We start from the raw sequence: 13,760 nt of genomic DNA on the forward strand, positions 1-13,760 counted from the left end.
CCTCTGTGACGTTGGTTGGCTACGGAACGTGGTGGAATTCAGATTCAATGTATAAGTTTTTCGCCTGAATCACTGGAAATACCGCTCTTCGAAGAGTTCGCGGACCGCGGCTTCCTCCGGAGTTTTTCCGGGTTCGATGGAGCGGGCGGGCACTTGGACGCCGGCCTCCGTCATGGGTAATGCGTCGTGCGTGAGCACCAGGAGGTGCCCCTCCTGCACGACATAGCAAACAACTTTCTGGACTTCACGGGTCACCGCTTCACTCAACGGACCTCTTGCGGTGCACCTCACCGACCCGTTCGGGGCCTCTGTCAGCACTGTCACAGTCAACCGGATAACGTTTGGTCAGCGGGCAGGGATGTCGCCTTCGTAGTCGTTCCACATACCGGCCAGGACCTGCATCGCGAACCGCTGGTCGTCCTCGGATGCTTCCTCGCCGGCGAAGTCCATGACGAAGTAGTTCACGCTGAAGCCGTCCTCACGGGTTGACTCGTACTCTGTCGCCGCTGCGTGGGTTCGGAAGCGGTAGCAGTGGGCTTCCGCTGTGCTGTATGCCTCGACGCATATGATTTCGCTGCCACAGGCCGTGCCGGTGATCTCGACGACGTCGGTGGTGACGTCTTTTCCGGTGTATTCGCCGTCCATCACGTCTTCGAGGGTGAGGGTGAGTTGAGGGTGCAGGAAGAGAGAGATGATTCCCGCGACGAAGATCCGTGGTACCCCCACCAGGCCAGCATTGATCCAGTGTCTTCCCATATCGCCTCAGTGTGCAGGAACTGGTCCTAGGATCACCGGATGGATTCCTTTGACGTCACGGTCGAGCACGAAGTGTTCCGCGTCAGTGAAAGACGACAGCCCGGTGGGGCCTTGTCCTATGACTTCGCGTGGCTCAACGGACCAGCCGATGGAACGTATGGCTTCAGCGTCCGGCGGGTCACGTCCGGGACGGGAGGAATCACCTCGGATGATGCGGCCCGCATGACACGAGAAGAGCTCGTCGCGGAGGTCCGCGGGTTCGTCGAGAATGTGTATGGACCGGGAGGGATCGGGGAGACCTGGCCAGATCATGTCCCTGCCCGCGACCGCCGATGACCGCCAGCGGATCCCCTACCGTGCAGCAGCAGGTTGTATTGCCGCCCGGGAGGAGAGGGGGTAAGAAACAGTCTCATGATCCTTCCTGCTGTTCGCGATCCTCGCCTCGTGTCCATTCGGCGCGGTGGGCAATTGGCCGAGGCTGATCACCAGCTCCTGGCCTTGTGGGCAGCTACCTGCGCCGAGCATGTTCTAGGGCTGTTCGAGGAATCAAACCCTAGTGACGACGGCCCTCGTGCGGCGATCGAAGCAGCACGAGCATGGACGCGTGGCGAAGCAACGATGATGGTCACCCGAGCGATCGGAGGACACGCGATGGGCGCTGCGCGTCCCCTGCGTGGTGGTCCACGGTTTGCCGCATACGCAGCTGGCCAAGCGGCCTGCGTCGCACATGTTCCCGAACACGACCTAGGCGCGGCCGCCTATGCCATCAAGGCTGCCGCAGCTGCAGCGCCACGCGATCACCAACGGGACGCCGCGCGTGCTGAGCGCGACTGGCAGCGTCAGCAGGTTCCCGCCCATCTCCGCCCCCTTGTCCTCGAGGACCAAAGCCGCAGAAACAGCATCTGCTGGTTCGTCTTCGAGGACGAACTCCGCTGAGGAACAGCCCCTAAACCGTTCCCCATCGGAACGAGCGAAGCGCTGCAGCGACTCCTGGCCCGCCAATCAGCCGTGAAGGCCCCGCCATCCTGACGAAAACTCACGTGCCCCCGTTACTCATTCCCGCAGTATGCCCGGGCCACGAGGTGGTGGGTTTCGTTCCGTGGACACCGACCTAGACTGTTCCGATGACCAGCTGGGATCGGGAGCTTCTGAGCGAGGAACAGGCGAAATTCGTCGTCGGGCAGCTCCCAACACCCTTACTGGTGGAGGACTTGTCCTGGAACCTGGTCGACACCAGGGTTTTGCACGTCCGAGCCGAAGATCGGGACTTCGTGGTGAAAGCTGCTCCGTCCTCGAATCATCACATCGGGCGGGAAATCACCGCCCATGAAACCTACACGGAGCCGCTCGTGCGGGAGGCCAGGACCGGGCGGCTGGTTGGGGCGAGTAGGGCCGCGAACGTCCTCATCACGGCCTATTTGCCCGGCACGCTCGTCGAGGGCTCAGATGCAGAGTGGTGCGCGGACATGTACGCCCAGGCGGGCTCTTCCCTTCGATCACTCCACGATCAGCATGCACGCGTCGATGAAGGCTACGAGATGCGCGTGACCCAGAAGGCGATCGAGCTGCTGGGTCAGCGCCACCGCATCGATTACGAAGTGGCGTCGGAGGCACGCCGCATCCTGGCCTCGGATCGGCCGGGCCCGGCCGTCGTCGCACCAACCCACGGCGACTGGCAGCCGCGGAACTGGCTGCACGACGGCGCCTGGCTGCACGTGATCGACTTCGGCCGGTTCGATCTCCGGCCGGCCGCCACGGACCTCTGCCGCCTCGCCACCCAGCAGTGGAGAGAGCGACCCTGGTTGGAGGCGGCGTTCTTCGAGGGTTACGGACCGGACCCACGTAGCAAGGAGACCTGGCGGATTGATCTGCTGCGGGAAGCTGTCGGCACAGCAGTGTGGTCCTTTCTCGTCGGCGACACCGTGTTCGAGGCCCACGGACACAGAATGCTGCACGAAGCGATATCCCGCTTCTAAGGATCAATCCTGCTTCCAGCGCCGTCCGGCTTTGCCACTCCGCTGGTCGTACAGCGTGTGCCAGAGCGCGTCGTGACCCGCCGCGCGCTCGTGCAATCAAGGGATCCTCTACCGAGAATTTGCTTCTGTCATCCCAGCGGACCGACGCCGAGTAGGAGTGTTGTCGTGTGCTGCTCCTCCCCGTATGCCTGCGAAAGGTGTTTCCGGCTGGTCAATGCTGGAAGGGTGGACTGGTACGACACGAAGATGCCGGTATTCGGAGACCGAACTGGGGGAAGCATGAAGGTATTGAAGTCGACCGGCACGATCGTCTTCGCTTTCGGTGCCGCACTCGCTGCCTGCATGTTCGCCCTGATGCAGTACGCGCACAGTGTGCGGCACACCGCGGTACCGATCGTGCCTGGGCTCCTGCTCCATCTCGGACTGACCATTGCCCTAGCAGGCCTACTTCTGTTGGCGATTGCCCTGATCGGGTTGTACCTCACAAAGAAACAGAACCACAGATTCTGCTCATCCGCGGGCAAGCAAAAGCGCTGATCCCGCTGGCCGGGCCACGCCTGCAATCGGCGGACAATCAAGCCACCGACTTCGAGTACATTGTCGAGCGTCCAGTGGTAGGGGATAACGTCGGGACTGAAAATGCTAGTGAACCGAGAACCTTTACCGAGCGACATTACAGTTCACGTCACTTGTCGAAGCAACTCAACTGACGCACTCGTTCGGTGTACCCGGACATGATGGTTCGATCCTGTAACCATCTTGTGCTGTTCGTCGCTGCAACTGGTCGGTAGGGTCCGTTCTGGACGACGTCGTATTTCCTGCGGCATTCCCCGCGTGACGGTCTCCCACGATGTATCCAGTTGCTCAAATCACCCGCGCTCCCGGTCCTGGCCATTGCATTCCATGATGCGAGGACAAGATCCGCGGACATTCACCTCAGACAGAAAGAATCACATGAAGGTCACGCTCAAGCAATCAACGCACCTCGTCAGGGGGGTATCGATGCTGGCCCTCTCGGCCCTGCTGTTAGGCGCTGGATCAGCAATCCCCGCTCACGCAGCCGAAGGCGTGCCATTCACCCCAGCCATCGACCTATCGGTCGCACCGGTGACCCCGGTGGGTTCCAAGGCCACCGTCACGGTGAACGTAGACGCTGTGGCAGGGGATGAATGGACCGATGTGAACGGGACGAAAGCGCTCGTCACGGTACGGGTCGATGTCTACGAGCATGAAGGAAAATTCTCTGCGCCTGCTCAGGTGCCGGGCCCTGTATCCAGCGAGACCTTCACGACCTCCGAAGGGCCCGGGGAATACACGTTCACTCCCCAGGATGTGACCTACGTGGACGGTGCCGGGTACACGTTCGTGGCGTCGATTCTCGTTGCCGACGGTTCGAACCCCGAATACATCGAACAGGACACGAGCACCGAGTACGGTGCTGAGGGAACATCCACTGATTACCTCCTCGCCCCGAGCCTTTCGTGGACTCCGAGTGCCGAGAGAGTGGAGCGGGGAAGCGCGGTCACGACGACATTGAAGGGGTACAACTTCGCCGGGAGGACCCTCGACGTGCAAACGCGCCTCGCTGGTCCCTTCGAATCCGTGGACGCCGCCTGGACCGGGATTCCCGAGTCGATCGCCACAGTGGTCACATCGTTCGATGGGACTGGTGAGGTGACCACCGAACCGATCGTTGTCACCGAAGCGGGCATCTACATCTGGGACCATGCGATCGTCGTCGGCGATGAGCGCCAGCCGATCTTCTTCACCCAGTGGAAGCCGGACGGAAGCACCCCCGGGCTCATGCTCGAGGTGATTGCTCCCGCAGGCCCCGCCGAGCAGCTGCCAGCGCCGGAGAAGGCGACTCCGGAGACCGACGCGAACATCTTCACTGGCTACGCAGACTGTGGAGCGGCGAAGGCCGCCGGGTGGATCAACATCGAGAAGGGTCAGACTCACTACAGCCCCGCTCTCGACCGGGACCAGGATGGTATTGCGTGTGAGACCGACGGGTCCGACTCCGCCGTGGTCATCGACGGCGGCACTGCCCAGACCTCCGGTCTCACCTCCGCCGGTGTCGCAGGGTCCTGCCTGATGCTCGGTGCTCTCGCTTTCGGCCTTGTTCGTCTCCGGAGGAAGACGCCAGCAGCGTAGGTATCAGAGCCTCCACGACGTGGGCCGGCTGAAGCACGTCTTCAGCCGGCCCACCCTTCTCCGAAGGGTCCATGATGTCAGTACCGAGTAAGAGGGTCGCGGTTTCCCCGCGGAGAAAGCCTGCACGACCAGCAGGCATCGCTGTGACCCTTGCAATTGCATGCATGGGCGCAGCGTTGTTCTTCTTCTGGGGCTCTCAGGACCCGACCCCGATGGCGCACGACGTCACGCAGGCATCAGAGGGGGATTCCCTCCGCGATCAGCCTGGGATCGACCCGAAAGGCGTGCAGGAGCCGTCCAGAGACGCAGCCCGATCACCCGATCCGTCAACCGCACCGGCTCCTGTGCCGGTCGCGCCATCGACGCTCGACATCCCCTCCGTCGGCATTTCAGCGCCCATTGTCGAAGGCGGTGCAGAAAGCGGCGAGATGGTGCTCCCTGAGTCGTCCAAGGTCGCTCAGTACACCGGGGCTGCTCCTCTTGAGGCCGAGGACGGTTCAACGGTGATAGCAGGGCACGTGAATTTCACCGACGGGTCCTGGGGTGCGCTGGGACCTCTGCACCAGGTGCGGGAAGGCGCCCCTGTCTACGTCACGGACAGCGAGGGAGAAGTACGCCAGTACGTCGTGAGCAAGATGTCGGTCCTCCACAAGGAGTCCCTCCCGTACCAGATCTTCAGGACCGAAGGGGATCGCCAGCTCGTTGTCGTGACATGTGGCGGTGAGGTGGAGAACGTCGACGGCGCATGGGTGTACACGCAGAATCTGGTCGTCTATGCGACGCCGGTAGCAAACTGATCGACGGCGCTGCAACGACGAGCCACTGAAGCGCTTGTTGGCCGACGCCCGATGCCGGTCCTCACTGCTCCTATCGCCACATAGGGCCGCCACTTAACAGCGGTTGGAGGGATCGGCGCACGCTCGGCCCCCACGATGAAGATGGACGGACGAGTACCTCTTGCGCGCGCCCAAAGGGGCTACCGACTGTCATTCGCCGTCTCAGGAAGCGATGGCGGCCTCAACTGGTCAATGCACCACTACTTGGCAGGATGAGTGGTGCAGGTGCGTGTGGAGCTCACGACGGAGCAGCAGCAGGCCATCTGGGAGGGGTGGCGGGACGGTGAATCGTTCCGTCAGGTCGGTGACCGGGTAGGGCAACCGGCGCACGTGGTCCAGTACTTCCTCCGGGGTCATGGGGCATCAAGCCGAACGTTCCTCGGCGGAACCGCCGGCACCTGACTCATCAGGAGCGCGAGGAAATCTCTCGCGGTGTTGCAACAGGGTTGTGTATCCGCAGAATCTCCGCGGCCCCGGGGTGGTCTCACTCGACACTGGCTCGGACCAGGCCGGCCAGCATCTTCTCGAAGATGTCATCTGTCTCGGTGGCCCACTGCTTCTGTCCATTGTCGTCGACGTACTGATAGGTCGTCGTGGTTGTCTGCCCCGTGGGCCTGAAGCCCAGGCGTTCATAGAGCCGGCGGGCACCGTGGTTCTCGATGCCTACGCCGAGGTAGAGCCTGTCGAATTTGGCCCGCGTGGCGTGATTCTCTATCCAGGCGCAGAGCGCTGTGCCTACCCCGCCACCTCGAGCAGCTTCCTGAACAAACAGGTGCTTCAGCTCGGGGGTGTATTCCGAGGTCAGATCCAGGACCACGGTCCCGACCGGCTGGGTCATCCGCCAGGCTGCGGCGTACACGATACGGTCGGCGGCTTGGCGTTGAAGAAGGGTCCGTGCGATGCCCGATCCTGGTGGTTCGGCCATCTCAAGTGCGACCAAATCTCCATCGGCGCACTGTCGAACCGCTATCTCCTCAGTCATATGGTGTCCCTCGCTCACGTCTCTTCTTCGAGCCTACCGAGCGCGGTACTACCGCGGCCCGCCCGAACCGTGGTCCGGCAGGGATTCTTGACTGGATGTAGGACGCCGCTCAGGCGGTGCGCGCGGACAGGTGCACGTCGACCACGTCTCCGAGGCCTTTGCCGAGAGTCTTCCGCAAGGCAGCCCGAATCGGCATCATGTGGGTGCCACCGCCAACGGGCAACATGGAAGCGGCGTACTCGTGGCCGTTGACGGTACCTTCGACTTTGACGGCTCTCCCGGTGCCGAATGCCTCGGCCGAACCTGGCATCTGGACGCACAGCCATCCGCTGTTGTTGTCGGCGATGATCTGCGCCGAGAAGGTTATGTTGAGGGCGGGGAAGTTGGGGGTATCTGTCATGCGCGGCCTCCTGGTGGTCATAGGGATACTTGTCCCAGCTGGCCGATCACGATTCCGAGTCAAGTGCATGCTTCACACCAAGCCGGGCATCGGGGCTCACTGGCAACCTCGAGTCGAGACTTACATCTATCCGCCACAGTCTTGAGTAGCTCGCGGGCGGTCCCAGCAAAGTCAAGGTTCGGAACCCATCCGGGAGAGGATGCGTTTGTGAATGACCTGCTATCTGCCACGCAGATAGCAGGCGGGTAGGTAAAACGACTACGAATTCGACTTCCCGGTTCGATAATAAGCCAACGCAGCCATGGCATGTCTGGAGTGGGTTATCGCAATGCGATGACTAGGCTCTGATCACTGGGTATCCGATATTAATCATGGGGGTAGTAATGGCTCTTGGTGGACCGGAGATTTTCATTTTCCTGCTGGTGTGGCTGATCCTGATCTCAGCCGCAGGGGTTGTGCTGTACCTCATCATCCGTCTGGGCGTGAAGCACGGAACACGGTCCTACTACGCCGAGGCTGCACCGCGTCCGAACCCTGATTCACAGCCTGACCAGTGATGAACTATTACTCCGGGCCAATGAACGACTGTTCAGAGTCATCCGGAGCCTTCTTCTGGTTCGCGGTCGCTCTGATCAACGCGGGCCTCGCCGAGCAGAAGAACCGCTCCCGGTGGGCGTGGTTCCTGATCTCTCTGCTGTTGGGGCCGCTCGCCACCGCGATGATCGTCATCTGGCCAGCACCAACACCTGGGGCGTCGGTGATGTCCCCTCGTGCCGACCGACAGATGCCCGAGGCGTAGTCGTCGGAAGGTGGTTCCTCGACGGGTCTCGCGTCGTGGGGCAGGATGCTCCTATGGGGAACAGGACGAAATGTGTTGTTACTGCCGTCTGTACGGCTCTTCTGCTCGCCGGCTGCTCTTTCCCTCCGTCCTTCTCCGAGGAGGAGAAGCTTGAGATGCGGAACAGGACCAGCGAATACCAACAGGTTGTCCTGGAAGATCTGGTCGTGACTGAATCCGAGTACCGGGACGCGGTCGATGCGATACGCAACTGCGTCCAGGACAAAGGATGGGGGGTCGGGCCCGTCGCTGAGCAAGACGGCCACCAGCTCGGATTTCAGTCCTCCTACAGCGGGGACACCCCACCCGGTTATGAAGAGATGCAGGCCTGCGAACAGGAATTCATGTCCCAGGTCGGCCCGATCTGGGTGTCCCAGCGCGCCGCATTGACCAGCTAAGCGGAGTGCGCCGAAAAGGACAGCCGGCAGACTCGTACCGCGGATACACCTCCGAACGGCACCGAGCGCCTGCAGGGATTGGTTTGACCATGCACGCGCAAGCATTCATCATCTGCCGCCGTGGAGCGAGGCCCTCGCCGGTGTTTCAGCTATGAGTACGGCATCCGTGCACGTCATCTTCGCGATTACCAGACGTCACCCTTCGTAGTGCCACGGCAGGTGCTTCATGGGGTTGATTGCCGGAATAGGGATGTTCGTCATCTCCCACGCTCAACCAGCTCTGGACCCTGATCGATTCGCGGCTGGAGCGTGGATCCTGGGCAATCGGTGATCTTCGCCTTCGAGGGCGCGATCCTTGGGACTAGGTAGGGTTTGGCCGGCGGCTTCGGCGCCCTGCTTTCGTTGCGTGTTCGCGCAGCAGTCACAGAGCCGGAAAAGTTGCACTACTCAGCTACTGCGGGGCTGGGAGCAGCCGCGGTCACAGCAGCATGCACTGTCCTAACCTTCAACGGTAGGCACGCCTCTTTGAGTGTCGATCCGGGTGGGCGTCGGGCTCGGCTCGGTATCGGCAGTCACTGCTGCTTTCCACACACGACGCCTTCTCCGCCCAACTCCAAGCCCTACCGGCTAGCGACCCTGAAACGCTCATGAACTACGGGGCCACTATCCTTCGTCCCATGACGTGCACCATCCAACTCGCCGCCTTCGAGGATCCGGCCCTTGAGGTCTTCCTGCGTGCCCACTTGGCGGATATGGCACCGCAGTCTCCGAAGGAGAGCCAGCACGCGCTGGACATGGCTGCCCTCCAGCAGCCGGGCGTCAGACTTTGGGTTGCTGCCTGGCACGAACGGCGGATAGCAGGCACGTGCGCATTAGCGGTGCTGGAGCCAGGGCACGAGGAGCTCAAAAGCATGCGGACAGAGCCCGAGTTGCGGGGGCGGGGAATAGCGTCCGAGTTGCTGAATCACGTGCTCGCGGATGCCCGAGCACGTCACATCAGTCGTATCTCCTTGGAGACCGGAAGCATGGACTTTTTCGCGCCCGCCCGAGCACTCTATGCCAGACACGGCTTCGATCCGTGCCCACCCTTCGGCTCCTACAAAGAAGATCCGCACAGCTCATACATGACGCGCGTAGTAATGACCGCTTGACCATCCTCAAGTGAGATACCTTCGTGGGCAATCTAGGTGATCGTGGCGCCCCGGCCCGGCGCAAGGGCATCGACCGGCAACTCGAAGAGCGTTACTGGCACCAGCACTGACGGAACAGGCCCCGGTCGGAGCGCACCTCGGTTGGCGCCTCTGACGTGCAGGTTCTCGTCGAGACTCGGCGTGAGGACTAGGTCCTGCGTCGCGACAGGATGGGCCAGAGCGGCGGCGAGACAGAATCTCGTCGGTCGTCACCCTGTCACGATGACGTTATTTCGTGACGGAACGTAATGGAGTTCCGCGTCAACGTGCAGTGCTTCATTTCCGCAGCGAAAGAATGCGGCTCAGCCGACCGGATTCGATTGAGCTGCACGTTTCTGTATCCGCACAACGATGTCCGATGAGGTACTCCCAGGCCGGGGAATCACCCTTCCGGAACCGTGCCCACCTGCTTTGCCGGCACACCGAGGACCACTGCCCCCGCGGGAACATCCTTTGTGACGACTGCACCGGCGCCCACCACGGCCCCGTCGCCAATCGTCACGCCTGGCAACACCGTCACGTTGGCCCCGAACCACACGCCCCGGCCGATCACAACGCGGGCCGGGTGCATGTCGGCCCGTCGGCTCGGCACTATGTCGTGGTTCAAGGTCGTGATCACGGCATTGTGACCGATGAGGGACCCATCACCGATGTCGATACCGCCCTGGTCCTGAAACCGGCAGCCGCTGTTGACGAACACATCCACGCCGAAACGGATGTTCTTGCCGAAGTCAGCGCTGAACGGCGGGAAGAGTTGGAAGGACCAGGGGACCTCGCGTCCGGTCAGCTCGCTCATCAGGGCGCGCACCTCCTTGGGGGAGTGGTACCGCCCATTGAGTTCGGCAGTGATGCGCAGCGACTCCTGGCTCGCTGCGTGCATTGCCTCATGGTGCGGTGAACCTCCGGGGATCGTCTCCCCGGCGTTCAATGCGGTCAGGAGCTCGTCGAGACCCGGAATTTCAGCCATGCGCAACGATATCGTGCCCTTGCCGCACCCTCAGGAAGCAACCATATGAACCCGGCAGAAACTCCTACGCGGGAATGACGGGTAAGGGCCGCGGAGTGCGAAGTGCATGTTCTGCCCGAAAAGACGGAAGCGTTACCCCAGTGCCATCCGATGTGTGACAAATCATGGCAAACTGCCAAAGGCGTCCATTGGGGACGTCCATCACTCTGGGGAACCTATGAACATCAAATCGGGGCTCATTGCTGTCCTGACTGCCGGACTTCTCTTCACCGGTATCACCGCTCCCGCCGAAGCAGGAGCCACCTACACCACCAATCTCCGCGCCGCGGCACGCGCACTCCCCGTAGCGAACGAGAACAACGTCGGCTACGACCGGTACCGTTACTTCGGAGGCTGGCTCGACCAGAACAGGGATTGCCAGGACACTCGCGCCGAAGTCCTTGTCACCGAGACGAAGGCTGCGCTTTCCTACACGACGGCCCGTCACTGCACCGTTGATACCGGACGGTGGACCACGACCTTCGACAACAAGGTGCACACCTCCGCGAAGACCGTGCAGATCGACCACACCGTCCCTGTTGCCGAAGCATGGGGGTCCGGCGCTCAGAAATGGACCCAAGCCCGACGTGTCGCGTTCTACAACGACATCGGCTATGCCGGCGCCCTCAACGCCCAAACCACACTGCTGAACCAGCAGAAGCAGGCCAAGGGGCCCGAGGACTGGCTGCCACCGCTCAACCGGTGCTCCTATGTCGCTCAATGGGTGACGGTGAAAGCACGCTGGGGAATGACGGTGGATTCACGGGAGAAAGCGGCCCTCGTCCGTATCGCGGAACAATGTCCCGTCTCACAGTTGACCATCACGAAGTACTGACCTAGTGAAGGAACGCCCCGCGCTCCGAATGGGTGCGGGGCGTTTCTATCTGTGGTTTCCGTCCGACTCGCACCCGCGGCACGCGACATACCGTAGCCTGATGGAGCCGCTGCCTGCCGGTGCTGGTCTCACATGCCGGAGGAACGAATGAAGCGAGTGCGCCCGCGCCCATTGCAGCGGATCGGCGTCCTGGCCGTCGCTGCCCTGCTGGGAATCAGCGGCATTGCGTCCTGCTCATTGCAGGACCCTTCGGAGGGGGCCGGTTCCGAGGATCCCGCCACGATCCCGGCCCGCATCAACGGGTACCGGAGCGTCGGCTACTTCCCCCAGTGGGGGGTCTACGGGCGCCAATTCCCGATGAAGTCCCTTCAGGACTCGGGTGCTGCCGGAAATCTCAGCCACATCAACTACGCCTTCGGCAATATCCACCACGAGACGCTCACCTGTTTCGAGGCGAACCAGGCTCAAGGAAGCGGTCCGGACGGCTCCGACGGCGCCTCCGACGCCTGGGCGGATTACGGGATGGCCTACAGTGCCGCCGACTCCATCGCCGGTATCGGCGACACAGCCGACCAGCCGCTGGCCGGGTCCTTCAATCAACTGCGGCAGCTGAAAGCCGCCAACCCCGGGCTGCGTGCAGTGATCTCGCTCGGCGGGTGGACCTGGTCGAAGAATTTCTCCCGTGCCGCCGCGACCGACGATTCCCGCAAGGCGCTCGTTGCCTCCTGCATCGACCTGTATATCAAGGGAAACCTTTTGACCATCGATGGCAGGGGAGGCGCAGGGGCTGCGGCCGGCATCTTCGACGGCATCGATATCGACTGGGAGTGGCCCGGCAGCGACAACGGGCTCGACGGGAACGGGGTGGACCCCGAGAACGACGCCGAGAACTTCCGGCTGCTGCTGCAGGAATTCCGGGAGCAGCTCGACGCCTACGGTGCCGTCAAGGGGGCCTCCTATTCCCTGAGTGCCTTCCTTCCTGCCAATCCGGTGGACATCGAGGCCGGCGGCTGGAACAACCCCGAACTCTTCGAGTACCTCGACTTCGGGAACATCCAGGGCTACGACCTGTGGGGAACGTGGGAGCCGGGACTCACCGGCCACCAGGGGAACCTGTTCGATGATCCGGAGGATCCGCGCCCGAACAGTCAGCGGTTCTCGGTGGACCGGACCGTGAGTGCTTATCTCGATGCCGGAATCGATCCCGGCCAGCTCGGGCTCGGCCTCGCGGCGTTCGGCAGGGGCTGGGCAGGTGTCGACACCGCGAAGCCCTGGGGCGCAGCCACCGGGCCGGCGCCGGGCGGCGAAGAGCCCGGCCTCGAGGACTACGACGAGCTGCGGGAGGTCGGCGAGGAGTTCACCGACCCGACGGTCGGGGCGGCCTGGCGTTTCGACGGCGATACGTGGTGGAGCTACGACAACCCGGAAACCGTGCGCCTCAAGAGCGATTACGTCCTCGAAAAGGGGCTCGGCGGTGGCATGTGGTGGGACCTGGCGGGCAACCGGGACGGATCGCTCCTGACCGTACTGTCCGATCGGCTGCGCGAAGCTCCACAGGGCCCGGCTCGCGACAGGGTGATGCTCGCGACCGCGGTCCAGGTACCCAGTACGTCCACAGCGGCACCGGGTACGCCCGCTCCGGGCGCTGCGCCGGCAACCGCACCCTCACTGTCCGCCCAAGAGGCTGCGGACGCCGCACCCGTGACGTGGGACGAGGACGAGGTCTACACGGAGGGCCGCCGGGTGGTCTTCGAGGGCGAGGTGTACCGGACGCAGTGGTGGACCAGCGGCGATGTTCCCGGCGTCGAGCAGTGGGGCCCGTGGAGACCGGCGGACGACTGACCGCCGCATCGGGCCTCGACGTCCGAGAACGCCGTCACCACATCCGGCTGGTGGTCTCCGACACGAAACCGCGCCCGTCCGAGAACCAGTGGATCGTCGGGCTGTTGCGCGCGGTCGGCGTCGTGAGCTCGGCGAACAGGTCGGCGTTGAACCGGTTGTTGAGCTCGGGGGAACTGAGCACCGTGTCGCGGGTGATGACGAACACCGGACCCTTCAGGCCCCTGCTCTGGATGGACAGGTGCACCTCGGCATGCTCGTCGAGACGCGCCTTGAGGGCCCCGATCGCCGCCTGGACGTTCGCGTCGTCGTCCCAGACCGCGGCGTGCTTGTCCACGAACAGCCAGGCCATGGTGCTCCTCGTCCGTACCGCGTGCCACTTCGCAGGGGGTCCGCCCGGTCCGCGCCCATCTAGCATCGACCCGGCGGTCGTCGTTCTAGCAAAGCACTGGGCCGAACGCCTTATCAAGAACCGGACGGCGACGGGGATCGAGGACCCGTTGCCGACGGGGAATCCCGCCGCGGCAGCCCCTGCCCCAGGACCATATAT

Annotated in this window: 18 protein-coding genes; 11 read left to right on the forward strand and 7 right to left on the reverse strand. The window is 62.9% G+C overall.

The annotated features are described in order from the left end of the window. Window positions 1–69 precede the first annotated feature (69 nt). Both AC4D2E_RS02680 and AC4D2E_RS02685 read right to left on the reverse strand, forming a co-directional pair. Entirely contained in the window at window positions 70–255 is a 186-nt protein-coding gene (locus AC4D2E_RS02680; protein ID WP_490951582.1) for an NUDIX domain-containing protein, read from the reverse strand. Window positions 256–345: 90 nt separating this feature from the next. Beyond that, complete coding sequence (locus AC4D2E_RS02685) at window positions 346–726, reverse strand: hypothetical protein (protein ID WP_490951583.1); 381 nt, start codon at window positions 724–726, stop codon at window positions 346–348. 69 nt (window positions 727–795) lie between these two features. On the opposite strand from AC4D2E_RS02685, the gene AC4D2E_RS02690 reads away from it, so the two are divergent. The 7 genes from AC4D2E_RS02690 to AC4D2E_RS02720 all read left to right on the forward strand — a co-directional run bounded on the left by AC4D2E_RS02690 (window position 796) and on the right by AC4D2E_RS02720 (window position 6,306). Beyond that, the gene (locus tag AC4D2E_RS02690; protein ID WP_490951584.1) at window positions 796–1,092 is read left to right on the forward strand and encodes a hypothetical protein; all 297 of its coding nucleotides are present in this window, start codon (window positions 796–798) and stop codon (window positions 1,090–1,092) included. Between the two features lie 75 nt (window positions 1,093–1,167). Beyond that, entirely contained in the window at window positions 1,168–1,692 is a 525-nt protein-coding gene (locus AC4D2E_RS02695) for a putative immunity protein (RefSeq protein ID WP_490951585.1), read from the forward strand. A gap of 188 nt (window positions 1,693–1,880) precedes the next feature. Further along, window positions 1,881–2,732 (forward strand): phosphotransferase family protein, encoded by an 852-nt coding sequence (locus AC4D2E_RS02700; RefSeq protein ID WP_490951586.1) that lies wholly within the window; start codon window positions 1,881–1,883, stop codon window positions 2,730–2,732. Window positions 2,733–2,957: 225 nt separating this feature from the next. Further along, window positions 2,958–3,269 carry a hypothetical protein gene (locus AC4D2E_RS02705; RefSeq protein ID WP_490909809.1) on the forward strand — a complete coding sequence of 104 codons (312 nt, stop codon included), beginning with the start codon at window positions 2,958–2,960 and terminating at the stop codon, window positions 3,267–3,269. Window positions 3,270–3,686: 417 nt separating this feature from the next. Continuing rightward, on the forward strand, window positions 3,687–4,886 hold the full coding sequence (locus AC4D2E_RS02710; protein WP_490951587.1) for an excalibur calcium-binding domain-containing protein: 1,200 nt from the start codon (window positions 3,687–3,689) through the stop codon (window positions 4,884–4,886). 164 nt (window positions 4,887–5,050) lie between these two features. Next, window positions 5,051–5,683 (forward strand): class F sortase, encoded by a 633-nt coding sequence (locus AC4D2E_RS02715; RefSeq protein ID WP_490909807.1) that lies wholly within the window; start codon window positions 5,051–5,053, stop codon window positions 5,681–5,683. Window positions 5,684–6,084: 401 nt separating this feature from the next. After that, entirely contained in the window at window positions 6,085–6,306 is a 222-nt protein-coding gene (locus AC4D2E_RS02720) for a helix-turn-helix domain-containing protein (RefSeq protein WP_490952309.1), read from the forward strand. Here AC4D2E_RS02720 and AC4D2E_RS02725 read toward each other — a convergent pair. Both AC4D2E_RS02725 and AC4D2E_RS02730 read right to left on the reverse strand, forming a co-directional pair. Then, a complete protein-coding gene (locus AC4D2E_RS02725; RefSeq protein WP_490951588.1) occupies window positions 6,207–6,704 on the reverse strand; it encodes a GNAT family N-acetyltransferase in 498 nt (165 codons plus the stop codon). The two genes, AC4D2E_RS02720 and AC4D2E_RS02725, sit on opposite strands and share 100 nt — an antisense overlap. Window positions 6,705–6,813: 109 nt before the next feature. After that, complete coding sequence (locus AC4D2E_RS02730) at window positions 6,814–7,104, reverse strand: DUF1905 domain-containing protein (protein ID WP_490909805.1); 291 nt, start codon at window positions 7,102–7,104, stop codon at window positions 6,814–6,816. 371 nt (window positions 7,105–7,475) lie between these two features. Here AC4D2E_RS02730 and AC4D2E_RS02735 point away from each other — a divergent pair, with 371 nt between their 5' ends. After that, entirely contained in the window at window positions 7,476–7,661 is a 186-nt protein-coding gene (locus AC4D2E_RS02735; protein ID WP_490951589.1) for a hypothetical protein, read from the forward strand. 7 nt (window positions 7,662–7,668) lie between these two features. Here AC4D2E_RS02735 and AC4D2E_RS02740 read toward each other — a convergent pair whose 3' ends face one another. Beyond that, entirely contained in the window at window positions 7,669–8,208 is a 540-nt protein-coding gene (locus AC4D2E_RS02740; RefSeq protein WP_490951590.1) for a hypothetical protein, read from the reverse strand. 809 nt (window positions 8,209–9,017) lie between these two features. On the opposite strand from AC4D2E_RS02740, the gene AC4D2E_RS02745 reads away from it, so the two are divergent. Continuing rightward, window positions 9,018–9,491, forward strand: coding sequence for a GNAT family N-acetyltransferase (locus AC4D2E_RS02745; protein ID WP_490951591.1), 474 nt, complete (start codon window positions 9,018–9,020; stop codon window positions 9,489–9,491). Window positions 9,492–9,912: 421 nt separating this feature from the next. Here the strand turns inward: AC4D2E_RS02745 and AC4D2E_RS02750 are convergent, their stop codons facing one another. Continuing rightward, window positions 9,913–10,497: a DapH/DapD/GlmU-related protein gene (locus AC4D2E_RS02750; protein ID WP_490909801.1), complete on the reverse strand. Its 585-nt coding sequence runs from the start codon at window positions 10,495–10,497 to the stop codon at window positions 9,913–9,915. A gap of 217 nt (window positions 10,498–10,714) precedes the next feature. Here AC4D2E_RS02750 and AC4D2E_RS02755 point away from each other — a divergent pair, with 217 nt between their 5' ends. Together AC4D2E_RS02755 and AC4D2E_RS02760 are read left to right on the forward strand one after the other, a co-directional pair. Beyond that, a complete protein-coding gene (locus AC4D2E_RS02755) occupies window positions 10,715–11,371 on the forward strand; it encodes an HNH endonuclease family protein (protein WP_490951592.1) in 657 nt (218 codons plus the stop codon). A 147-nt stretch (window positions 11,372–11,518) separates the two neighbouring features. Further along, window positions 11,519–13,213, forward strand: coding sequence for a glycosyl hydrolase family 18 protein (locus tag AC4D2E_RS02760; RefSeq protein WP_490951593.1), 1,695 nt, complete (start codon window positions 11,519–11,521; stop codon window positions 13,211–13,213). Window positions 13,214–13,247: 34 nt separating this feature from the next. Here AC4D2E_RS02760 and AC4D2E_RS02765 read toward each other — a convergent pair whose 3' ends face one another. Then, on the reverse strand, window positions 13,248–13,562 hold the full coding sequence (locus AC4D2E_RS02765) for a hypothetical protein (protein ID WP_104166077.1): 315 nt from the start codon (window positions 13,560–13,562) through the stop codon (window positions 13,248–13,250). Window positions 13,563–13,760 lie beyond the last annotated feature (198 nt).

The organism is Arthrobacter sp. TJ-265 (assembly GCF_058269135.1).